The organism is Roseobacter ponti, assembly GCF_012932215.1.
Taxonomy (GTDB): Bacteria; Pseudomonadota; Alphaproteobacteria; order Rhodobacterales; family Rhodobacteraceae; genus Roseobacter; species Roseobacter ponti.
This window is the reverse complement of the sequence record NZ_CP048788.1, coordinates 3,331,603-3,353,929: the sequence shown is the minus strand read 5'-3', so window position 1 is coordinate 3,353,929 and position 22,327 is coordinate 3,331,603. Positions and strand designations below refer to the sequence as shown.

18 protein-coding genes are annotated in these 22,327 nt (G+C 61.3%); 8 read left to right on the top strand and 10 right to left on the bottom strand.

Annotated features, from left to right (window positions below):
* Nucleotide 1 precedes the first annotated feature (1 nt).
* A complete protein-coding gene (locus G3256_RS16005; RefSeq protein ID WP_169641777.1) occupies nucleotides 2-1,549 on the top strand; it encodes an adenylate/guanylate cyclase domain-containing protein in 1,548 nt (515 codons plus the stop codon).
* A gap of 31 nt (nucleotides 1,550-1,580) precedes the next feature.
* On the opposite strand, the gene G3256_RS16000 is transcribed toward G3256_RS16005, so the two are convergent.
* The 4 genes from G3256_RS16000 to G3256_RS15985 are packed head-to-tail and all read right to left on the bottom strand — an operon-like array spanning nucleotide 1,581 to nucleotide 7,477.
* Nucleotides 1,581-2,735 (bottom strand): ABC transporter permease, encoded by a 1,155-nt coding sequence (locus tag G3256_RS16000; RefSeq protein ID WP_169641776.1) that lies wholly within the window; start codon nucleotides 2,733-2,735, stop codon nucleotides 1,581-1,583.
* Entirely contained in the window at nucleotides 2,732-3,760 is a 1,029-nt protein-coding gene (locus G3256_RS15995; protein WP_169641775.1) for an ABC transporter permease, read from the bottom strand. The genes G3256_RS16000 and G3256_RS15995 overlap by 4 nt, the downstream gene beginning before the upstream one ends.
* On the bottom strand, nucleotides 3,757-5,673 hold the full coding sequence (locus G3256_RS15990; protein ID WP_246227923.1) for an ABC transporter substrate-binding protein: 1,917 nt from the start codon (nucleotides 5,671-5,673) through the stop codon (nucleotides 3,757-3,759). Before G3256_RS15990 ends, G3256_RS15995 begins: the two co-directional genes overlap by 4 nt.
* Before the next feature lie 34 nt (nucleotides 5,674-5,707).
* Nucleotides 5,708-7,477: an ABC transporter ATP-binding protein gene (locus tag G3256_RS15985; RefSeq protein WP_169641773.1), complete on the bottom strand. Its 1,770-nt coding sequence runs from the start codon at nucleotides 7,475-7,477 to the stop codon at nucleotides 5,708-5,710.
* Between the two features lie 180 nt (nucleotides 7,478-7,657).
* Here G3256_RS15985 and G3256_RS15980 point away from each other — a divergent pair, with 180 nt between their 5' ends.
* From G3256_RS15980 to G3256_RS15965, 4 genes are all read left to right on the top strand, one after another.
* Nucleotides 7,658-8,146 (top strand): class I SAM-dependent methyltransferase, encoded by a 489-nt coding sequence (locus G3256_RS15980; RefSeq protein WP_169641772.1) that lies wholly within the window; start codon nucleotides 7,658-7,660, stop codon nucleotides 8,144-8,146.
* Between the two features lie 133 nt (nucleotides 8,147-8,279).
* Complete coding sequence (locus G3256_RS15975) at nucleotides 8,280-9,083, top strand: IclR family transcriptional regulator (protein ID WP_169641771.1); 804 nt, start codon at nucleotides 8,280-8,282, stop codon at nucleotides 9,081-9,083.
* Nucleotides 9,080-11,170, top strand: coding sequence for a 3-hydroxyacyl-CoA dehydrogenase NAD-binding domain-containing protein (locus tag G3256_RS15970; protein WP_169641770.1), 2,091 nt, complete (start codon nucleotides 9,080-9,082; stop codon nucleotides 11,168-11,170). Before G3256_RS15975 ends, G3256_RS15970 begins: the two co-directional genes overlap by 4 nt.
* The gene (locus G3256_RS15965; protein WP_169642478.1) at nucleotides 11,163-11,585 is read left to right on the top strand and encodes a PaaI family thioesterase; all 423 of its coding nucleotides are present in this window, start codon (nucleotides 11,163-11,165) and stop codon (nucleotides 11,583-11,585) included. Before G3256_RS15970 ends, G3256_RS15965 begins: the two co-directional genes overlap by 8 nt.
* A 6-nt stretch (nucleotides 11,586-11,591) precedes the next feature.
* Here G3256_RS15965 and rpe read toward each other — a convergent pair whose 3' ends face one another.
* Together rpe and G3256_RS15955 are read right to left on the bottom strand one after the other, a co-directional pair.
* Nucleotides 11,592-12,284 (bottom strand): ribulose-phosphate 3-epimerase, encoded by a 693-nt coding sequence (gene rpe / locus G3256_RS15960; protein WP_169641769.1) that lies wholly within the window; start codon nucleotides 12,282-12,284, stop codon nucleotides 11,592-11,594.
* 86 nt (nucleotides 12,285-12,370) lie between these two features.
* Nucleotides 12,371-13,711 carry an MmgE/PrpD family protein gene (locus G3256_RS15955; protein WP_169641768.1) on the bottom strand — a complete coding sequence of 447 codons (1,341 nt, stop codon included), beginning with the start codon at nucleotides 13,709-13,711 and terminating at the stop codon, nucleotides 12,371-12,373.
* A gap of 185 nt (nucleotides 13,712-13,896) precedes the next feature.
* Between G3256_RS15955 and G3256_RS15950 the strand changes: the two genes are divergently transcribed.
* Nucleotides 13,897-14,433 (top strand): peroxiredoxin-like family protein, encoded by a 537-nt coding sequence (locus G3256_RS15950; RefSeq protein ID WP_169641767.1) that lies wholly within the window; start codon nucleotides 13,897-13,899, stop codon nucleotides 14,431-14,433.
* Between the two features lie 73 nt (nucleotides 14,434-14,506).
* Here G3256_RS15950 and G3256_RS15945 read toward each other — a convergent pair whose 3' ends face one another.
* On the bottom strand, nucleotides 14,507-16,207 hold the full coding sequence (locus tag G3256_RS15945; protein WP_169641766.1) for an AMP-binding protein: 1,701 nt from the start codon (nucleotides 16,205-16,207) through the stop codon (nucleotides 14,507-14,509).
* Nucleotides 16,208-16,403: 196 nt separating this feature from the next.
* Between G3256_RS15945 and G3256_RS15940 the strand changes: the two genes are divergently transcribed.
* Complete coding sequence (locus G3256_RS15940; protein WP_169641765.1) at nucleotides 16,404-17,768, top strand: glutamine synthetase family protein; 1,365 nt, start codon at nucleotides 16,404-16,406, stop codon at nucleotides 17,766-17,768.
* 28 nt (nucleotides 17,769-17,796) lie between these two features.
* Complete coding sequence (locus G3256_RS15935; protein WP_169641764.1) at nucleotides 17,797-18,942, top strand: iron-containing alcohol dehydrogenase; 1,146 nt, start codon at nucleotides 17,797-17,799, stop codon at nucleotides 18,940-18,942.
* Between the two features lie 6 nt (nucleotides 18,943-18,948).
* Here the strand turns inward: G3256_RS15935 and G3256_RS15930 are convergent, their stop codons facing one another.
* The 3 genes from G3256_RS15930 to G3256_RS15920 all read right to left on the bottom strand — a co-directional run bounded on the left by G3256_RS15930 (nucleotide 18,949) and on the right by G3256_RS15920 (nucleotide 22,269).
* Nucleotides 18,949-19,707, bottom strand: coding sequence for a sulfite exporter TauE/SafE family protein (locus tag G3256_RS15930; RefSeq protein ID WP_246227650.1), 759 nt, complete (start codon nucleotides 19,705-19,707; stop codon nucleotides 18,949-18,951).
* 3 nt (nucleotides 19,708-19,710) lie between these two features.
* The gene (gene gndA, locus G3256_RS15925; protein ID WP_169641763.1) at nucleotides 19,711-21,111 is read right to left on the bottom strand and encodes an NADP-dependent phosphogluconate dehydrogenase; all 1,401 of its coding nucleotides are present in this window, start codon (nucleotides 21,109-21,111) and stop codon (nucleotides 19,711-19,713) included.
* 126 nt (nucleotides 21,112-21,237) lie between these two features.
* On the bottom strand, nucleotides 21,238-22,269 hold the full coding sequence (locus G3256_RS15920; protein WP_169641762.1) for an L-idonate 5-dehydrogenase: 1,032 nt from the start codon (nucleotides 22,267-22,269) through the stop codon (nucleotides 21,238-21,240).
* Between the last annotated feature and the right edge of the window lie 58 nt (nucleotides 22,270-22,327).

Sequence of the window (22,327 nt, the reverse complement as noted above, 5' to 3'; positions counted from 1 at the left end):
GATGGAGCCATCAGGTCGCAACGAAAAACTCGCCTTTGCGGCCCGGATATCGCAAAAGCTGAATGGCCCGTCAGAGGCGATAATCGGCTTTCTGACGCTCTTGCTGGAAGAGGTGCAGCGCAGCGGCCCCGTGGACGCGCTCGGGGATCTGAATAAGGTTGAGGTGGCCGCCCTGCGCCTGAGCGAGATGGTGCGCAAACTCGCCGGTGATCCGCGCGATATTGCCGGTGACGCCGAACTACAGGCCCGTCTGCGCCATGATCTGCGCTCTCCGATTAATGCGATCATCGGCTATTGCGAGATGACGATTGAGGATTTCGGAGACGAGCTTGCCCCCTCTGCCACGCGTGACATCGGGGCCATTCTGTCCGAAGCCCGCCGGCTTGCGATCAGGATCGATGAGGTGGTCGATGGCGCCGAACCCGACGATGGTGGCGCCGGCAAAGCACTCGAAGCGCAACTGGCCACCGGGCTCATCCGCAGCCTGAGCGACACCAACGCGGACGAGGAAGGCATTGCCGGCAAAATCCTTGTTATCGATGATGAACCGGCCAACTGCGAAATCCTCATGCGTCAGCTGGAACGCCGCGGCCATGAAGTGACGGCGGTGAACTCCGCCGGTGAAACCTTCGATGCGCTGGCTGAGCACCGCTTTGATCTCGTGCTGCTGGATATTCTGATGCCGGGTGTAAACGGCATCGAGGTTCTTGAGCGCATGAAGGCTGACACAGCGCTGCAGGAAATTCCGGTTGTGATGGTGTCTGGCCTTCAGGAGACCGGTGCCATCGCGCGCTGCATCAGTGCTGGCGCTGAGGATTACCTGCCCAAGCCGATTGATCCCGTGCTGCTGCATGCGCGGGTCCAGGCCTGTCTGGACCGGGCGCGGTGGCGTGCGCGCGAGATCGCGTTCGTCAAAGAGGTCCGGTATGAACGCGACCGTGCGGATGCGCTGCTTTATTCGATGCTGCCGGCGCCTGTTATCCGGCGCCTGAACGATGGCGAGACACAGATCGCTGACCGCTTTCCCGGGGCAAGCATCATCTTTGCCGATATCGTCGATTTCACACCGCTGGTGGCCCGTATGGATGCTGACGATCTGGTGAAAGAGCTTTCCAGCGTTTTCACGGCGTTTGATGAACTGGTGAACCGGCACAATATCGAAAAGATCAAAACCATCGGAGACGCCTATATGGCGGCATCCGGTATTCCGCTGCGCCGGGATGATCACGCCACAGCAGCCGTTGATTTTGCGCAGGATATCCTGGCTGCGATGTCAGACCCTGCGGTCAACCGCGCCGGTCTGGACATCCGCATCGGGATACATACCGGCCCCGTGATTGCCGGGCTGATCGGCCGCAAGCGGTCGGTCTATGATGTCTGGGGAGAAACCGTCAATCTTGCCAGCCGGCTTGAATCCACCGGCGAGGCCGGCAAAATTCAGATTTCGGACGCGACTCGGCAGGCGCTGAGCGGATCACAGCGTACCTTCCGGGCGCATACCCATGAGGTCAAAGGCATCGGCAGGATGACCTCCTACTTTATCGACTGAAGGGCTCTGGACAGTCCGGTCTGTGGCCGGCTCACCCTTTGTAGGGATCCAGTGAGGCGCGCAGACCGTCGCCCAGAAAGTTGAACGCCAGCACCACAAAGATGATTGGCAGCATCGGGATTGCCGTCCATGGATAGATCTCGATCGACGCGAGGTTCTGCGCATCGTTGAGCATCACACCCCAGCTCACCGCCGGAGCGCGCAGGCCCAGGCCGAGGAAACTGAGTGCGGTCTCGCCAAGGATCATCGCCGGGATCGATAGTGTAGCAGATGCAATCAGGTGGCTCATGAAGTTCGGCAGCAGGTGGCGCCGGATCACCCGTCCGGGTTTGGCGCCCATCATCTCTGCCGCGCGCACATATTCCTCTTCGCGCAGGGACAGAAACTTACTGCGCACTGCCCGGGCGAGCCCCGGCCAGTCGAGGATGCCAAGAATAATCGAGATGATGAAAAAGACCGATACCGGCCCCCAGTTCGAGGGCACGGCGGCCGAAAGCGCAAGCCAGAGAGGCAGTTCGGGCAGGGACCGCAGGATCTCAATCATCCGGTTTATGAACCAGTCGGTCTTGCCCCCGAAATATCCCGCAATGGAGCCAAAGAATATCCCCAGTGCAAATGACACCGTGATCCCGATCAGGCCGACCGTCAGCGAAAGCTGCGCGCCGTAAAGGATGCGGCTGAAGACATCGCGCCCCAGTCTGTCAGACCCCCAGAGAAAGACGGTCGCCCCTTCGGGCGCACAGAAAAGATGGGTGTCAGAGGGGATAAAGCCAAAGAGGTTGTACTCGTTGCCCTTACAGAAAAACTGCAACGGCATGGGCCGGGAGGTGTCCGTCTGATAGGTCCATCGGAAATTCTGCAGATCGGCAGTTGCCGTGGTGGGATACACGTAAGGTCCGACAAAGCTGCCCTCGTGCCACAGGTTGATCGACTGCGGCGGCGCATAAAGATAATCGGCGCTGCGCTCATTGGGCGTATAGGGCGCGATAAAGCCGGCCACAGGCAGCATCAGATAGCTCAGCAGCAGAAAGATCCCCGAAATCAGACCAAGCTTGTGACGCTTGAACTTGCGCCAGACGAGTACCCAGTTGGGCGCGTCCATATCTGACCGCTCAGGCGCGGAGAGGTCCGCGTCATCGCTCCAGGGGGCTTCATCAACCCAGCGGCCGTCTGGCAGTTTCTTCATGAACCACGCGCTCCGTAGCGGATGCGCGGATCAAGCAGCACCAGCAGCATATCCGAAACCATGGTACCGATGAGTGTGAGCAGCGCGACAAACATCAGCACGAAGCCCGCGAGAAACTGATCCTGGGATTTCAGTGCCGTCAGCAGAGAGGGCCCTATGGTCTGCAGCCCGAGCACCACCGAAACAAGCACCGACCCCGAAACCATCGCCGGAAGCAGGTTGCCGATATCGGCGACAAAGGGGTTAAACGCCATGCGCAGCGGATATTTCGCAAGCAGTTTGGAGGGGCCGAGCCCTTTGGCTTTGGCGGTCTCCACATAGGGTTTGGAGAGCTCATCAAGCATATTGGCGCGCAGCCGCTGCATCATCGCCGCAGCCCCCGAGGTGCCGATCACGAAGGTCGGCACGATGAGATGGATGAGGATGGAATTCACCTTTTCCAGCGATAAGGGCTCGCCCTCGAACTCCGGCGCCATCAACCCGCCGATGGGTAGATCGAAATATTTGTTGCCGTAATAGAACAGCATAAGTGCGAGCAGAAAGTTCGGCGTGGCAAGGCCCAGATACCCCACGAAAGCGGCCGTATAATCCACCCAGGTTTCCGATTTTGCGGCTGCCAGCACTCCCAGCGGCAGGGCCACCAGATAGACGAAAAGAACCGCCGCGAGATTGACCAGTACCGTCAGCCAGAGCGCGTCGCCGACGATCTCGGATACGGGCCGGTCAAATTCAAAAGACCAGCCGAAATTGCCCTGGATGAGTCCGTACCAGCCCTGGGGCCCGGGCGCCATGCCGACCCAGATCAGGTACTGTTCCCAGATCGGACGGTCGAGCGCATACTCGGTGCGCAGAAACTCTGCCTTGGCCACGCCCTCGGCCTGACCGGTGGCGCGCAGCTCCGCAATCTGGTTGCTCAGATAGTCCCCGGGCGGCAGGTTGATGATCACAAACACCAGGATCGACACGACCCACAGCGTGAGCAGCATCGTGATAAATCGGTAAACGGCGTATCTGAGAAACATCATTGGGTGAGCTGCTGAAACGGATCTTCGTAGTAAAATTCATCAATGCGGTGAATGCCGAAATGCGCGCCCGGATCCCAGGCCCAGTTGGCCACAACGGGCACATTGCGCAGTTTTTCTGAGACGACCACCGGCTGCGGGGCTTCGGCAAGTATGCCGATCCCGAACTGTTGTTCTGCGTGGATTTCCAGCATTTCATGCCAGATCTGCCTGCGTCGCTCGGGGTCCGCACTGTGATCCCAGGCGTCGCTCAGCTCCATCAGGCGCACGGCCTCGGGCATGTCGGGCGGCTCGCCCACTTCGCCTCCGGTCTGGTAATACTGTCCCCATTTCGGCCAGGCAAAGAACTCCTGATGGGTGGGTGCGAGGTATTCGGGCGGGGTATAGACCTGGGGCAGGCCATTGTCCCAGCCGTACCAGACCGCCGCCATCGACAGGCCGGAATAAACGCGGTTGCGCAGGATGTCGCGATCGAGCGGGCGCATAATCAGTTTGATGCCGATCTCGCGCCAGGTGTCCGTGACGATCGCCAGTGCGTTCTCGACTTCCTGGCGTTCTCCGGCAGTCTCGATCACAAATTCCATAGGCCGCCCGTCGGGCAGCTTGCGGATGCCCGTGGGGGTGCGTTCGGTCAGTCCCATCTCATCGAGCAGTGCGTTTGATTTTGCAGGGTAATAGATCGACCAGCGGAAGAGATTTGCCGGATCGAAAAGCGGGCTGTTGGCAAGTGCGGTCATGCCGCCCTCTTTGGCCAGACCGAAATAGAGCGCGCGATTGATCATGCGCCGGTCGATCCCCATGCTGAGCGCACGGCGGAAGCGTACATCGCGCATGACCTCACGCCAGACCGGGTCGGCAAAGTTGAGATTGGGATAGATCGCGATCTGATTTGCCGCCCCGTTGGCCCAGAGCAGGGTGCGGTATCCCGCCCCGTCCACCTCGCCCTTTTTCAGGATCGAAATGTCGGGAAAATCCAGCCCGCGGGCCTGCAGATCGACCTCGCCCGCATTGGCTTTGGCGGCAATCAGTCCGCCGCCCACAACCGTCATCTCGACCACGTCGATATAGGGAAGCTGCACGCCGCGGCTGTCGATGCGGTGATAATATGGGTTGCGTACAAAGAGATGCCGGCTCGATTTTGCCGCGGAAGCATTCAGCCAGGGCTGCAGTGTTGGCAGGTCCGGGTTGTCGAACTTGTACATGTTGTCTTTGTCGTTATGGAGCGCGGCCCAGGCGCGCACACGCGCTTTCTTGATTGCCCGTTTGAGCGTTTTCGCATCGGTGAAATCGGCATGGAACTGTTTGAGATAATGCGCGGGACGGTAGATAATAAGCGGGCTGGCCTGGGCCAGAAGCTGCAGAAACTGCGCATTGGCGCGCGGCCATTCATAAACGACTGTATATTCATCAGGGAAGCTGACCTCAGCCAGAACGCCGTCGACATAAAGGCTCTGGGACGGGCCTGCGGGGCTCAGCTCCTCATTCAGAGCGATGTGTTTCCAGTAATACTCAAAATCGGCCGAGGTGAACGGATGCCCGTCCGACCAGCGATGTCCGCGTCTGAGGTGCAGGGTAAATCTGCGATCCTCTTCTACCTCCACATCGCGCAGCAGGTCGGGATAAAGCTCATAGTTCTGATCGTATCCGACAAGCCGGGAATACCCGTAAACCACCATCTGGCGCACGTCTTTGGAGCGCGAAACGAGCGTGCGCAGGGTGCCGCCCTGCTTGCCAAAGGTGCGTCCTTTTGCTTCCAGATCAATCACCAGCGGATCAAGCGGCAGCCGCTCGGAAACCGGGGGCAGATTGCCGCTGCTGACTTCGGCCTGCCAGAAGGAGCTTTCCTCAACTGCGGGCCTCGCGACCTCAGTGAGGGTTTCGGGTTCGGACGTTTGTGCTGTCAGCGGGGCCGGCATCAGCAGCCATGCGCTCAGGATCAGCGGTAGATATCTAAACATGGCAACGCACCTTATGGCCTGGTTCCAGTTCTCTCAGAGCGGGGGCATCGATACCGTCAAAGCGGAAGGCATCGGGCCAGCTTGCCGACGAACCCGCGCCTTTCGAGACCAGCGTAAGGTCAATCGGGCGGTTCACATCCGGCTCAGGCTGTGCGGCGATCAGCGCTTTGGTATAGGGATGCTGCGGGTTATAGAAAAGCGTGTCGGGCGGGGCCTGTTCGACGACGACCCCCTGACGCATCACGGCGACCTCATCGGCAATGCGCGCCACAACCGCGAGATCATGACTGATAAAAAGATAGCTCAGCCCCATACCGTCGCGGATATCTTCCAGCAATGTCAGAATCTGTTCCTGCACCGAGACATCAAGCGCCGAGGTCGGCTCGTCACAGACCAGCAGTTCCGGTTCAAGCGTCAGCGCGCGCGCAATGGACAATCGCTGGCGCTGGCCACCCGAAAAGGCATGCGGATACCGCGCCAGCATCGACGGATCGAGCCCGACCCAGCGCAGCATCTCAGCGGCTTTCTCGCGGCGCTCTGCACGGGTGCCGAGGCTGTGGATCTCCATGGGTTCGGTCAGCGCCTGCTGCACCCGCATGCGCGGCGACAGCGACGAATAAGGGTCCTGAAAAACCATCTGTGCCTGCCGCTGGAAGGCCACCCGCTCCTCCGGGCTCATGGCGTTCACATGCAGTGGCTCGCCGCCCTTGCCGGCGCGGAAAATGACTTCACTGCCCGCATCGGGCACCTCTGCGCCAAGTGCGATACGCGCGCAGGTCGTCTTGCCCGAGCCGCTTTCGCCCACAACCGCGAGGGTCTTGCCACGTTGCAGCGCAAGGTTGACCTCGTGGCAGGCCGTGACCCGCACCGGCGCGCTCCAGCCGCCGGCACGCATTGCGTACGTCTTTGACACATTGCGCAGATCGAGGATCACATCATCATGTGGCGCGGCACGGGCCGGGGCTGCGACCTCCGGGATCTGCGGGGCTGCCGCAAAAAGTTTGCGCGTATAGCCATGCGCCGGCGCACCGAGCACAACAGGCGCGGGGCCCCGCTCCATCACGCGTCCCTTGTTCATCACCACCACGGTTTCTGCCATATTGGCGACCACGCCCAGATCATGGGTGACCAGAATAACGGCCATGCCGGTGTCTTTCTGCAGGTCCTTGATCAGGCCCAGAACCTGCGCCTGGGTAGTCACATCAAGCGCCGTCGTGGGTTCATCCGCGATCAGCAGTTCGGGTTTCGCCACCATGGCCATCGCGATCATCGCGCGCTGGCGCATGCCGCCGGACATCTCGAAAGGATAAGATCGCCAGACCCGCTCAGGATCGGGAAAGCCCACCCGCTCAAAGGTCTCCAGCACAGTGCGCTTACTCTCGCCTTTGCCCATATCGCGGTGCAGACGCAGCACTTCGGACACCTGATCGCCCAGCCGGTGTAGTGGCGAAAGCGACCGCATCGGTTCCTGAAAGATCATCGAAATCTGATCGCCGCGTATCTCGCGCATGTCGCGTTCGGAAATTTTCAGCAGATCGCGCGTGCTGCCTTTGCAGCTGAAAGTGATCTCGCCGCTGCTGATGCGGGCCGTATCCGGCAGAATGCGCAGAACCGAACGGCAGGTGATCGTTTTGCCCGATCCGCTTTCACCCACAAGTGCCAGCGTTTCGCCGGGCATAACCTGAAAGCTCACGTCCCGGACAACCGGCTCCTCGGCCCCGAAACCGATGCTCAGATTCTTGACATCCAGCAATGGGGTCATCTGCGGTTGTTCGCTTCCCTGGCTGTTTTCCGGCCGGGAAAATGCACGCGCCCCCCGACGCTTACAGTCAACGCGATTTCACGCCTCAGGTCCAGCGCACAGAGGAGTGATTGGCTTTGTGCTGTTCATTTTCTCTTAAAAAGGGCATCTGATGCAAAGAACTGACCGGAGTGAGCCCCTATGAGCCGTCTCGATATCTTCATTAACCGCATGGTGTCACAGCGGGCCTGTCTCAACCATGCAGCAGAACAGACAGCGGATCTTCCCGGGCCGGTCTTTGAACTCGGGCTGGGCAACGGGCGCACCTATCATCACATGTGCGAAATTATGCCCGGTCGCGATATCTTCGTCTTTGAGCGGGCGATTGCCTCGCATCCCGACAGCACACCGCCCGATGATCATGTTCTGCTCGGTGATGTGTTTGATACCCTGCCGGCTGCGCTGGAACGGTTCGGCCCGACCGCGTCGCTCATCCATGCGGATCTTGGCGGGCACAACGCGCAGAAAAACGTCGCGTTCGCGCGGAAAATCTCGCCGGTGATTGAGCCTTTGCTGGCGCCGGGTGGCCTGATGGTTTCCAGCGACCGGATGTTTTTCACCGGCCTGACGGAAACAGATCTGCCCCGGGACGCGGTGCCCGGACGATGTTTTATCTACCGCGCAGGGTGACTTGCCTCTGCGTGGGCGTTGTTTTACCATGTGAAACTGAAGGCGTTTAACCTGAGAAGGCTGTTTCCTTAATGATTTTGAAAACAACGGGTTGCCTGCAGTCTGTGCCCTTTCAGAGGCAGTGTCGCCAGTAATGTCGCAAACCGGTACCGACAGGAAATTTGCCAATACGCTGGAGCGCGGGCTGCGAATTCTTGAAGCTTTCACCATTCACGACGTCGGCCTTACCCATGCCCAGATCTCCGAGCGGACCGGATTGCCTAAACCAACCGTGTCGCGTCTGACCTATACCCTGTCCGAGCTGGGATATCTGTCGCAGAACGGCCGCAACGGCCGGTTTTTCCCCGGGCCTGCTGCTCTGGTGCTGGGCACGACCGCCACGTTTTCCGTGCCCTTTCTGGAGATTGTCGCAGGTGACATGCAGCGTCTTGCAGACAAGACCGGAACGCTCACGGCTGTCTCGGTGCGATACCGGGATATGATGGTGCTCCTGCGCGCCTGGCATCCCGCCACAGGCCAGACAGTCGGCGCGCAGAGCGGACACCGCATCCCGCTGCTTGGCTCGTCTTCGGGGCAGGCAGTGCTTGGCGCGCTGGATGATATACGCTTTGAGCGCATGACGCCCGGATCCGCCCTGCGCGCATTTCGCAAAAACGGCTATGCGCAACTGATGCGTGACGGTTTTACCATCGTCCCGCGGGAAATGCGCTATCCCGGGCGCGTGAATGCGGTGAGCGTGCCCTATTTCGCGCCGGCGCTCGGGCAGCCGGTAGGGTTTTCCTGCGGCGGGCCCACGGGAAGCCTCGCGGACCAGCGGTTGCGCGAAGAGGTGGCCCCGGCCCTGCGCGCCGCGGTACACTCACTTGAGCAGCGCACCGATCAGGCTCCGGCCCTCTCGATCCGCGCGCAGATCACCAGGGAAAGCGGCGCCTCATGACAGATAAAATCCACTACCGGCGGGACGGAGATATCGCAGTCCTGCGGATCGCCAACCCTCCGGTCAACGCGCTGAGCCAGGAGGTCCGCGCCGGTCTCGCCGCAGGCATGGACCGGGCAGAAGCAGACACCGGGGTGCGCGCCGTACTTATTGTGGGCGACGGGCGTGCCTTTATCGCCGGAGCGGACATCCGCGAATTCGGAAAACCTCCGCAGGAGCCGCATCTGCCCGATCTGTGCAACCGGATTGAGGCCTCGCCGCTGATTGTCGTGGCTTCCCTGCATGGCGTCAGCCTCGGCGGCGGGCTGGAGGTTGCGCTCTCGGCGAACTACCGCATCGCGCAGCCCGCAGCACGCGTTGGTCTGCCTGAGGTTCATCTGGGTCTCATTCCGGGCGCCGGCGGAACGCAGCGGTTGCCGCGCATCTGCGGGGCAAAAGACGCCATCGGGGTGATCACCTCCGGCCGGCACCTGGGCGCGCCGGAGGCACTGGCGCTCGGCATTATTGACGAAATCACGGAAAACGATCCGGAAGAGGCCGGCCTGTTATGGACAGGCAGCCTTCTGGCAGAGGGTGCTGCGCGACGTCCGGTCAGCGAATTGCCGGGACCTGCGCCTCTGGACTGGGACGCGGTTTACGACGAGGTGCTTAAAAAGGGACGCGGGCAGATATCACCTGCCGCAGCGGTCCGGGCAGTGCAGGCCAGCTCTGAACTGCCTTTCATCGAAGGCCTGGCAGAAGAGCGGCGGATCTTTAATGATCTGATGCAGACCGATCAGCGCAAAGGCATGATCCATGCGTTTTTTGCCGAGCGCCAGGTCAGCAGTCTGCCGGAGCTGAAAGACGTCCCGGCACGACAGGTTGAGGAAATCGGCGTTGTAGGCGGTGGCACGATGGGCGCGGGCATCGCCACTGCGGCTCTGCTGGCGGGGTTGCGTGTCACGCTGCTTGAGACGACGCAGGAGACCGCAGAGGCTGCGGGCGCGCGCATCGCCGGGAATGTGGCAGGCGCGCTCAAACGCGGCAAAATTACCGCAGAACAAAAGAGCAGGATGCTGAGCGAGGCACTGCTGTGCGACACCCGGGACGCAGCTTTGAGCGACGCGGATCTGGTCATTGAAGCGGTCTTTGAGGACATGGACATAAAGCGTGAGGTATTCGGGCGGCTCGACGCAGTCTGCAAACCCGGCGCGGTGCTTGCCACCAATACGTCCTATCTGGATGTCAACGAGATCGCGGCGGCGACGTCCCGCCCGTCAGATGTGATCGGGCTGCATTTTTTCTCGCCGGCCCATGTGATGAAACTGCTTGAAGTGGTTGTCGCGGACAAAACCGCCGATGACGTTACTGCGACCGGATTTGCGCTGGGTAAACGCCTGGGCAAAACGGCGGTGCGTTCCGGTGTCTGTGAAGGCTTCATCGGCAACCGGTTGCTCAACACCTACCGGTCGGCGGCGGATCACATGGTGCTTGACGGTGCGAGCCCGTTTCAGATCGACAGCGCCCTGCAGGATTTTGGCTTTGCCATGGGGCCTTTTGCGGTGTCGGACCTGGCTGGTCTGGATATCGCCTGGGCGATGCGAAAACGCCGTGCTGCGAGCCGTGATCCCCGCGACAGGGTCGGGCGCTATGCCGACAAACTCTGCGAGGCAGGGCATTTCGGGCAAAAAACGGGTGAGGGATTTTATCTCTATGAAAAAGACCGGCGCGGCGGCACGGCGAACCCGCGTGTTATCGACCTGATTGAGGCCGAACGCCATGACCGGGGCATCACGCCACGCAGCTTTACTGATGCGGAAATACAGCGCCGTTACATGGCAGCGATGGTCAACGAAGGGGCAAAGGTGCTGGGCGAAGGCATCGCCGGACGGCCACTTGATGTGGATATGGTGCTGATTTTCGGATACGGGTTTCCACGCTATCGCGGTGGCCCGATGAAGTGGGCGGATATGACCGGACTGCCCGAAGTACTGGCGGATATCGACCGGTTTGCTGCGGAGGACGCATATTTCTGGTCTGCCGCGCCGCTCCTGCGCGAGCTTGTTGCTCAGGGCCGGACCTTTGATGATCTCAACCGGGATGCCTGAGGTGACTGAGCCCGGCATCATCACCGGCGAAACCGGAACCCAGCGGCTCGTGGGATATGTGATTGATGTGCGTGGCAGATCTGAGGCGCGGTGCTGGCTGGATGTGGGGCCGGAGCATCTTAACCGCCACAACGTGCTGCACGGTGGCATCGCGACCATGCTGCTTGACAGTGCCTGTGGCGCCACCGCATCGCTGACGGTCGATGCGCGCGGGACGGCGCCTTTCCTGACCGTGTCTCTGACGACTCAGTTTGTGGCGCCTGCGCGCAAGGGGCGGGTGACGGCTGTGGGCCGTCTGACAGGTGGCGGGCGCAGTCTGCTCTACATCACCGGCGAATTGCGGGATGCGGATGACCGTCTTATTGCCACGGCGACGGGTGTTTTCAAAAAGGTGCCGGCGGAGAGGCTGGCCTGAGCGCGTTCAGACAAAGGTGCCGGCGGCGGCTTCGCGGATCGCTTTGATGTTGGCACCATAAGGCGCCGGGTCACTTACAGAGCCGCCGCGAAAGACCGCAGAGCCGGCAACCAGCACATCTGCTCCCGCCTGTGCCACGAGCGGTGCGGTAGCAGGGTCGACACCACCATCGATTTCGATATGCACCGGCCGGTCGCCGATCATGGCGCGCAGCTGGCGCACCTTATCGACCTGGCTGTGGATGAACTTCTGCCCGCCAAAGCCCGGGTTGACGGTCATCACACAGACCAGATCAACCATATCGAGAAGGCTGCTGACCGCTTCCGCCGGGGTGCCAGGGTTCAGTGCCACGCCGGCCTTTGCACCCGCGCCGCGGATCGCCTGCAGCGTGCGGTGGATATGCGGACCGGCTTCGACATGGGCGGTGATCACATCCGCCCCTGCATCCGCAAAGGCAGAGATGAACGGATCAACCGGCGTGATCATCAGATGCACGTCCATCACACCCCTGATATGGGGGCGGATCGCGGCACAGGTCGCCGGCCCGAAGGTGATATTGGGCACGAACCGGCCGTCCATAACATCGACGTGCACCCAGTCCGCACCCTGGGCCTCGATGGCCTCGCACTCTGCACCGAAATTCGCGAAATCAGCAGAGAGGATTGAAGGGGCAATTTTCAGGGAGCGGTCGAAGGACATGGCAGGGCCTCTGGCAGGAGAAGAGTTGCCACAGGCTATATCTGCCGGGGACAACGGGGAGCAAGGGGGGCGCCGAAAGTTCTCTCTCAGGGCGGGTCGGTCACCAGGGCCGCGAGATCACTGAAACGCATCGGAGCATCCTGCGTCATCGGCTCGCGCAGGGCCCAGATCTGTGCGGCACGCTCTGCGCCGATCTCAGGGGCGGCAAAGGCGTGAAACTTTGCACCGATCTCTGCCGTGCTGAGCGGCGCCTCGGGGCCGCCACGTGCTTCGGTGAAGCCCGAGGCCAGCGTTGTGCCGTCCTGCAGGGTCACCGTGACGTCTGCGCAACGCTGCGCGGGAAATCGCGCGGAATATTCCGGCAGCGCGGTCACAGAAATCCGCGGCAGGAGGCGGGCCACTGAAATATCCGCGAGGCCGGCACCGGCAATATGGGCGGGCCCCACCTGACCGTGCCGCATCATAATGGCGAGAGCAAATGGCAGCGAGTACTGTGCAATGCCGGTTGTTTCCGGCACGCCGGAATAAAGAGCCGCACTCTGGGCGAAGGTGTTCACCTGTACGGCCCTGATGTCGTCACAGGCAAGCGTGTGGTCGCGCATGAGACGCGACAGAGCATCCAGCGGCGCATGGGCCCAGCGGCAGACCGGATAGGGTTTGATGTAATTTTTGCTTACCGTCCAGTCGTGCCCGAGATCATCCCAGATATCGGCGACACCCGGGTCTTCGACGGTAATGGCCGGGGCGCCCTTAAACCCGTCAACCGCCAGCAGCGCGGCCATCGCACCGGTCAGCGCGCCCATCCCTGAGCCGTCGTGCAGCATCGTGGGGGTCGCAATCTCGCGCATCATCTGGCTGCGCGGCCCGTGGTATTCGGCGATCCCGAGCGCTTCGCGCAACTGCGCGGGCGTGGCATTACGCAGACGGCAACCGATGGCCGCGACCCCGAGCGCGTTCCAGGCACCAGAGGTGTGATAGTCGCTGACGGTGCGGTGCAGTGCGATCGCGGCCCGCGCACTGACCTCATAAGACATCACAAGCAGGTCAAGTGCGTCGCGCATGCTCAGATCGGGATGGTTTTCGGCAAAAGCAAAAAGCGCGGGTATAACCGCACAGCCGATGTGACCTTTGGTGGGGTTATAGCCGTCATGCCCGTCGAGATTGTCGATCTGCGTTGCGGCTGCAAAGGCAGCGCCGGGCACCGAGACTGCCCGGCCGTCGAACATCATCCGGGCCTGATGACGCGGGTCGGCAGCGCCGTGATGCGCGGCAGCGTGCGTGCGTGCCAGCCGTGCCGGTTCAAGACCTGCTGCTCCGGCGGCGACACCGATGGTGTCGAGCAGAAGAAGTGCCATGGCCTGTCGCGCGGCGGCAGGTACCTGAGGGTCGAATATAAATCCGGCGGTTTTCCTGAACCGGGGTGTCATGGGCGGCCTTTCCGGGTTGCATGTCCGGACATCAGGTGCCTTATCGCGCTCGCGGTCATGTCTGTTCGCGACATCTTTGCGGTCTGTCACAGACCACAAGCGGATGTGATATCGGGGCACTTTCAATCAGGCCGGGACTGTGTAAGAGACCAAACGGTCAATAATTCTCAAAGGAGCTTACAATTATGCTGATGCCACGCCAGAAGGTGCCGGACCTGGTCCTGCCAACACTAGATAACGGTGAGTTCAATCTGGGCAGCGACGGCTCTGAACGCGGCACCGTTGTGTGTTTTTACCGCGGTCTGCACTGCCCGATCTGCGCCACTTACCTGACAGAACTGCAAAAGCGCACGCCGGAGTTTGCCGAACGCGGTGTGAAGACTGTGGCCGTCAGTTCAGACGGCGCGGAGCGCGCGCGTGAGATGGCGGACAAAATCGGTGCCGGTGATCTGCGGATTGCCTATGACCTGTCGCTGGCGTCAGCGCGCGAATGGGGCCTCTATATATCGACAAGCCGGGGGACGACCTCAATCGGCATCGAAGAGCCTGCGCTTTTTTCAGAGCCGGGGTTGTTTATGGTGACACCTGAGCAGACGCTTTATTACGGATCCGTGCAGACCATGCCTTTTGTACGGCCGCATTTCTCGGAACTGGTCGGCGCCCTCGATTTCGCGATCAAGAATGAGTATCCGGCGCGCGGTGAATATACCGGCGACGTCTGATCCGAAGGCGCGGCTGCGCCGCACGACATGCCCCGGTCATATCCCTTGCGGGATCTGACCGGTCGCGGCCGGGTCATGCACCGGCGAGCTCTGCAACCATCTGATCACGCATTATGAATTTCTGCGGCTTGCCGGTGACCGTCATCGGCAGGCTGCCTTTAAAACGGATATGTGCGGGTACTTTGTAATGTGCGATGTTCTCGCGGCACCAGGTGCGCACCGCGTCAGAACTCAGGGTGGCATTGTCCCGGAGCACCAGCCATGCACAGACAATCTCGCCGTAATGTTGATCAGGTATGCCAAAAACCTGCGCCTGCGCGATGTCGGGATGAGTATAGAGAAACTCCTCAATCTCGCGCGGATAGATGTTTTCACCGCCCCGCAGGATCATATCCTTCACACGTCCGGTAATGGCGCAATAGCCGTTTTCATCCAGCGTCGCGAGGTCACCGGTGTGCATCCACCCCTGCGCGTCTATGCATTCGGCGGTTTTCTCCGGCGCGCCCCAGTAACCCTGCATCACCGAATACCCGCGGGTCAGCAGCTCACCCTGTGTTCCCACCGGCACCGTGGCACCGGTATCATCGACGATGCGTACTTCGACATGCGGGTGAATACGCCCGACAGAAGAGACACGCTGCTCCAGCGGGTCATCCACATTGCTCTGAAACGACACCGGGCTCGTTTCCGTCATGCCATAGGCAATGGTGACCCCGGTCATGTTCATGCGTGACTGCACGCGCCGCATGACTTCAACCGGGCAGGGGGCGCCTGCCATGATGCCGGTGCGCAGAGTGCTGAGATCGTAGCTGGTGAAGTCCGGCAGCGCCAGTTCGGCCACGAACATCGTCGGTACACCGAACAGCGCCGTGCAACCCTCATCCGACACGGCACTGAGGGTGTCTGTGGCGTCAAAACCCTCTCCCGGGACCACGATGGTGGCGCCTTTGGTCACGCAGCCAAGGGTGCCCATGACCATGCCGAAACAGTGGTAAAAGGGAACGGGAATACAAAGCCGGTCCGCCTCGGTCAGCTCCAGCGCGCGGGTCACAAAATGGGCGTTGTTTACGATATTGTGGTGCGTGAGGCAGGCGCCCTTGGGGCTTCCTGTGGTGCCGGAGGTAAACTGGATATTGATCGGGTCCTGCGGGTCAAGACCGGCGGTGATGACGTCAAGGTCGGGCGCGGTCACATCGTCACCCTGCGCGCAGACCTCATCAAAGCTCAGCATGCCCGGAGGTGCAGCGCCGTCACCGATGGCAATCACGGCCCGCAGTTGCGGCAGGCGCGCGGCCCGCAGATCGCCGGGCGTGGCGGTAGCAAGCTCCGGTGCCAGGCTGGCCAGCATGCCTGTGTAGTCAGAGCTGCGGAAACTGCGGGCCGTCACCAGCGCGCTGCACCCAACATCGTTAAGCGCATACTCCAGCTCAGAGAGCCGGTAGGCCGGATTGATGCACACCAGAATGGCACCGATCCGTGCTGTGGCAAACTGGGTCAGCAGCCATTCGGCGCGATTTGGAGACCAGATGCCCACCCGGTCGCCTTTGCGCAGCCCGATGCGGTGCAGCCCGCCCGCCAGCCTGTCGGTTTCCGCTGCAAACTGCGCATAGCTCCAGCGGATGTTCTGTGCCCGGAAGACGGCGGCGGGATGATCGGGCCGACGCGCTGCCTGCCCGCCCAGCAGACCGGGCAGGGTAAGATCGAGCAGCGGCTCGGTGCTGTCTCCGATAACATGTGAGAGACCGTCGATCGGTTTGCGGGATCGGGTGGACATAAGTGCTGCCCTCTGGCTGAACGGATGGTGGCATTCTGCGGCGTTTTTCTGCGTGATTGCAACCTGTCACGGAACCCGGCCGTGTATGCGGCACATCTGCTTGACCATTGCGCTGTGACGTGGCGATCATGTACCGCGGGGTGGCATGCAACCGGACGCCCCGCTGTCCGTACCTGAAAAGCAACTGGAGCCTGATATGACGACGCCCCTGACACTTGACGCGCTGCGCACGCAGGTCGCCGAGGGAACAACCGATACCGTGCTCGTATGCGGTGTGGACATGCAGGGACGGCTGATGGGCAAACGCTTTCATGCAGCGAACTTCCTTGAGCATTCGCACGCAGAAACCCATTGCTGTACCTACCTGCTGGCCACCGATCTGGAAATGGCTACGCCTGAGGGCTACAGTTCGGCAAGCTGGTCGAAAGGCTACGGCGATTATGTGCTGCGCCCTGATCTGAGCACGCTGCGGCCTGTGCCCTGGCTCGAAGGTACGGCAATGGTGCTTTGCGACATCTGCGAGCACGACGGCGAAACGCCGGTGGCCCACAGCCCGCGTGCTGTGCTGAAAAAACAGGTCGCGCGGCTGGAAGCGATGGGACTCACAGCGATGATGGCCACGGAGCTGGAGTTCTTCCTGTTTGAGAAGAGCTTCGAAGAAATCCGCAGGACGGGGTTTCGCGATCTGACGCCGATTTCCGGCTACAACGAGGATTACCACATCTTCCAGACCACCAAGGAAGAGCATGTGATGCGCCCGCTGCGCAACGGTCTCCATACGATGGGCATTCCGGTCGAAAATACCAAGGGCGAAGCCGAGACCGGGCAGGAAGAGCTGAACATCCGCTACGCGCCGGCGCTTGACTGTGCCGATCATCACTCGATTGCCAAACATGCGGTGAAAGAAATCGCCTGGCAGCACGGCCATGCCGCAAGCTTTCTGCCGAAATGGGCGGCGGATAAAGTCGGCAGTTCCAGCCACGTGCACCAGTCGCTCTGGTCCGACGGTGAAAATGCGTTCCGTGATCCGTCGGACGATCTGGGCATGTCTGATCTGATGCGCCACTATATGGCTGGTCTCATCGCCTATGCGCCTGATTACACGTATTTCCTGGCACCTTATATCAACAGCTACAAACGCTTTGCCAAAGGGACTTTTGCTCCCACCAAAACCGTATGGTCTGTCGACAACCGCACGGCGGGCTTCCGGCTGTGCGGGGCGGGGACAAAAGGTGTGCGCGTCGAATGCCGCATCGGCGGATCCGATCTGAACCCCTATTTGGCGCAGGCCGCGTTGCTGGCGGCGGGCATGAAAGGCATTGAAGACAAACTGACACTGGCACCTGCCACCACCGGTGACGTCTATGATGCGGGCGACGCGGAAAGCATCCCCGCCAATCTTGCCGAAGCACGCACCCGGATGATGGGATCAGAGATGCTCAAAGACGCGATGGGCGAAGAGGTCATCACCCATTATGCGCGGGCCGCTGAATGGGAAATCGAAGAATTTGACCGCGCGGTCACCGACTGGGAAATTGCGCGTGGATTTGAACGGGCCTGAAGGCCGCGAATAGAAAGACAAAAACAGCATGACACTGCACGCAACCTGGTCCTATCCGACCAGCATCCGCTTCGGCGCAGGCCGGATCAGCGAAATAGCCTCGGCCTGCGCGGCTGCAGGTATCACCCGGCCCCTGCTGGTGACGGACAAAGGGCTTGCCGGACTGCCGGTCACACAAAAGACCCTTGATCTGATGGACGCAGAGGGCCTCGGTCGCGCGGTTTTCTCGGAGGTCGACCCAAATCCGACTGGCGCGAATGTGGCGGCCGGGGTGCGCGCCTACCTGGAGGGCGGCTTTGACGGTGTGATCGCCTTTGGCGGTGGCTCGGGGCTTGACCTCGGCAAAGCCGTGGCCTTCATGGCCGGGCAAACCCGCCCCTTGTGGGATTTCGAGGATGTCGGCGACTGGTGGACCCGTGCAGATGCGGATGCCATCGCACCGGTCGTGGCAGTGCCGACAACCGCCGGCACCGGCTCTGAAGTGGGCCGCGCAAGTGTGATCACCAATCCGGAAACCCGGGAAAAGAAGATTATCTTCCACCCCAGAATGCTGCCAGCCGTCGTGATCTGCGACCCGGAACTGACGGTGGGCATGCCGCCGGCGATCACCGCGGGGACCGGCATGGATGCATTTGCGCATTGTCTTGAGGCATACTGCTCGCCGCACTACCACCCGATGTCGCACGGCATCGCCCTCGAAGGCATGCGGCTTGTGAAAGACAACCTGATCACGGCATTTGAGGATGGCGGGAACATTGAGGCACGCAGCCATATGATGTCTGCCGCCGCCATGGGGGCCACCGCCTTTCAGAAAGGGCTCGGCGCGATCCATGCGCTCAGCCACCCGATCGGCGCGGTGCACCATACCCATCACGGCACAACCAATGCGGTGGTGATGCTGCCGGTACTGCAGTTCAACAGGCCGAAGGTGCGCCGCCATCTGGCACGTGCAGCGAACTATCTGAGCATAACGGGCGGCTTTGACGGGTTTTGCGCCTTTGTGGGCGATCTGAATGCACGGCTGGGCATTCCGGAAAACCTGACCGCGCTGGGGGTGACGGATCCGGATCTTGACGCCCTGGTCGAGGCGGCGCTGAAGGATCCAAGCACGGGCGGCAATCCGGTCGAGATGAAGCGCGGCAATACCCGGAAACTGCTGGACTCCTGTTTCTGAGCGGGCTTAACCGTACCAGATCGCGCGGCGGATCAGGTTGAGCCCGAGAAACACAAATACGATAAGGATCGCATTGCGGAACCCTTCGACCGAGAGCCTGCGGCGCAGAATTTCGCCCAGTGAGAATCCGGCGATGGCCGGGATCAGCATCGCAATCGACACGCCGCTTAAAGGCCCGGTCAGAAACCCGAGCCGTGCGTAAGCATAACAAAGCGGCAGGCTGCCGACGAAAATCATGAAGCCCGTGGCGCGCACAAACTCGTCTTTCTGAACGCCGCGGGTGGCCAGATACATCGCCATCGGCGGGCCCCACGCCGCGGTCATACCGCCGATGAACCCTGCAAAAACACCAAACCCGATCTGGGCCGCGGTATCATATTTATCCGGTACCGGTGGCACCAGTTTTTTCCAGCTGACAGCCACGAAAATCAGGATCACCACGCCCAGTGCCACCAGCAGAAACCGGTCACCGGCATCCCGGGTGGAGAAGGCAGTGATTGTCACACCCGCGAAAAGAACCAGTGAAAACAACCAGTAGCGTTTTGCGGTGCGGATGATTTCACCCTCCCGCCAGAGCTGCCAGGCGTTAGAGCCGATCATCGGGAACAGCACCAGCGCGATCGCTGTGCGAGGATCCGTAAAGAGCGTCATCAGCGCAATCGCAGCGGTGGGCAGCCCGATCCCCGCGATGCCCTTCACCGTGCCTGCAATCAGAAAAGCAGCACTCGCAACCGCGATCAGGGGCAGCATATCCACCGGGATCATGTGTCAGCCCTGCGCCCAGGGCCCGTGCTGTCCGGTACTGCCATCGTCAAGGCGCGCAAATCCATGCAGGCCAAAGAAATCACGCTGTCCCTGGATCATATTGGCGGTGCCGCGATGCGTGCGCATGGCGTCGAAATAGGCCAGACCCGAGCTCAGCGCGGGCACCGGCAGACCGTAAAGCGCGCCCTGCGCCACCACTTCGCGCAGCCCGTCGTGGTTCAGTTTAAGCAGGTTGGCAAAATCCGGTGCCAGCATCAGATTGCGGTCCGGATCGTCCGTCAGCGCGGCGGCCATATCATTCAGCATGTCTGAGCGGATGATGCAGCCCTCGCGCCAGACCCGCGCAATATCAGGCAGAGGCAATGCCCAGCCAAAAGCATCCGAAGCCGCGGAGATCATCGCAAACCCCTGGGCGTAGCAAAGAATTTTGCCAGCGATCATGGCCTGCTCCAGGACGGTTTCAGACAGAGCGCCCGCAGGCAGCTCTTTCGGTGCAGCCCCGAATAGCGCCTCACCCGCTGCCCGCGCGTCCCGCTGCGAGGAGAGATTGCGCGCCACAACGGCCGCCTCGATTGCCGGAATTGGTGCCGCGAGATGCTGCGCTTCGATTACCGTCCAGCGACCGGTGCCCTTCTGGCCGGCGGCATCCACGATCACATCAAGCAGCGGACCATTCGTTACCGTATCGTGCGCGCCCGCCACTTTGCCGGAAATCTCGATCAGATAGGACCGCAGCGGCCCCTCGTTCCAGCGATCAAACACAGCACCGATCTCCGCTGCCTGCATGCCCATCCCATCGCGCAGGATGCCATACACCTCAGCGATCATCTGCATGTCGGCGTACTCAATCCCGTTGTGCACGGCTTTCACGAAATGCCCCGCACCCTCTTCGCCCATCCAGGTGGCACAGGGTGTGCCCTCGTATTTTGCGCTGATCGCCTCAAGAATATGCGCAACCCTGTCCCAGTGCGCGCGATTGCCACCGCCCATGATCGACGGCCCGTGGCGCGCGCCTTCCTCACCACCCGACACTCCGATGCCCAGAAACGGCCCGGTCGCCTCGCGGGCCCGCCGGTTGGTGTCATGAAAGTTCGCATTACCCGCGTCGATGATCAGATCGTCCGGGCCCATCAGTGGACGCAGGGCTTCGATCTGTGCATCAACCGCGTCTCCTGCCGGCACCATCAGGATAATCGCGCGCGGCTCAGAAAGCGCTGCAACCAGACCTTCAAGGCTTTCGGTGGATGTAATTCTTGAGGCGAGGTCACCGGCACCCTTCGCAAAATCATGTGTGACGCTTGTGGTCCGGTTCCACACCGCGATGTCGAACCCCTTTTCGGCGATATTGAGCGCCAGTGCGGCCCCCATCGTGCCAAGGCCAATAAGGCCGATGTCGCTGCTCATGGAAAACAAACTCCTGTCTATAAAGGGCCGCGGACCCGGAACACTCCGATCAGTCCTCGCCCGGGCGCACTATCAGTCAGCCTGCCGCGAAGGGAAAGAGACGATCGGCGGTCTGACGCAAAGCTGTCACACAAATGAGATCTGGGCCTTCATAGCCTGCGACCGGTCACTGGCAAGATCAAAGGCCTTTACCGCCTCGTCCACACCAAGGGTCTGGGTGATCAGTGGTCTGACATCGATCAGCCCCTTGCGCATCAGCTCAACCCCGGTGACGAACTCTTCGTGAAAGCGGAACGAGCCGCGCAGCTGCAGCTCTTTTGCGGTCAGCGCCTGTACAGGCAGCGTCATGTCACCGCCCAGGCCGAGCTGAACGATCACGCCGCGCGGGCGCAGGGCAGCGATGCCCCCGGCGAGCGCACGGGCGACACCCGTGCACTCAAAGAGCACGTCGAAATATCCCTTATCCGCCTCATAGGCACTGAGCGCGTCTGGCGTGTCTCCGGTATTGATCACCCTGTCCGCACCGTTCTCACGCGCCATCTGCAGGGTAAATCCGGTCAGGTCCGTGGCGACAATTTCCGCAGCACCTGCGCGCCGTGCAGCAAGGATGCAAAGCAACCCGATGGGACCGCAGCCGGTGACCAGCACGCGTTTGCCCAAAAGCTCTCCGGCCTGGCGTGCACCGTGCAGGCAGACCGCAAGGGGCTCTGCCATTGCGGCCTCGCCCGGGCTCAGATCTCCGGCTGGCGCACACTGGCGCGGGTCAACGACAAGCTGCTGCTGAAACGCGCCCTGGATGTGCGGGAAAGGCATTGCGGATCCGTAAAACCGCATGTTCAGGCAGTGATTGTGCTGACCCTTCTGGCAATACGTACACGTATGGCAGGGCCGCGACGGCGAGACCGCGACCAGATCGCCGGTCGAAAGCCCCTCGACGCCTGCTCCCAGCGCGGAGATAAATCCCGAAACCTCGTGGCCCAGCACCATCGGCTCCCGCAGCCTGATGCTGCCGAAACCACCATGATTATAGTAGTGCAGATCAGAGCCGCAGATCCCGCCCGCGGCCACTGTGATCCCAACTTCGCCGGGGCCCGGAGATGCGGCCTCGCGCTCTTCGATGCGCAGATCGCGCGGCGCATGAATGACGACCGATTTCATCAGATACCTCCCCCGCAGCACCGCCCGCCGCAAACTTGACAAGCCGTGTTAACGATAA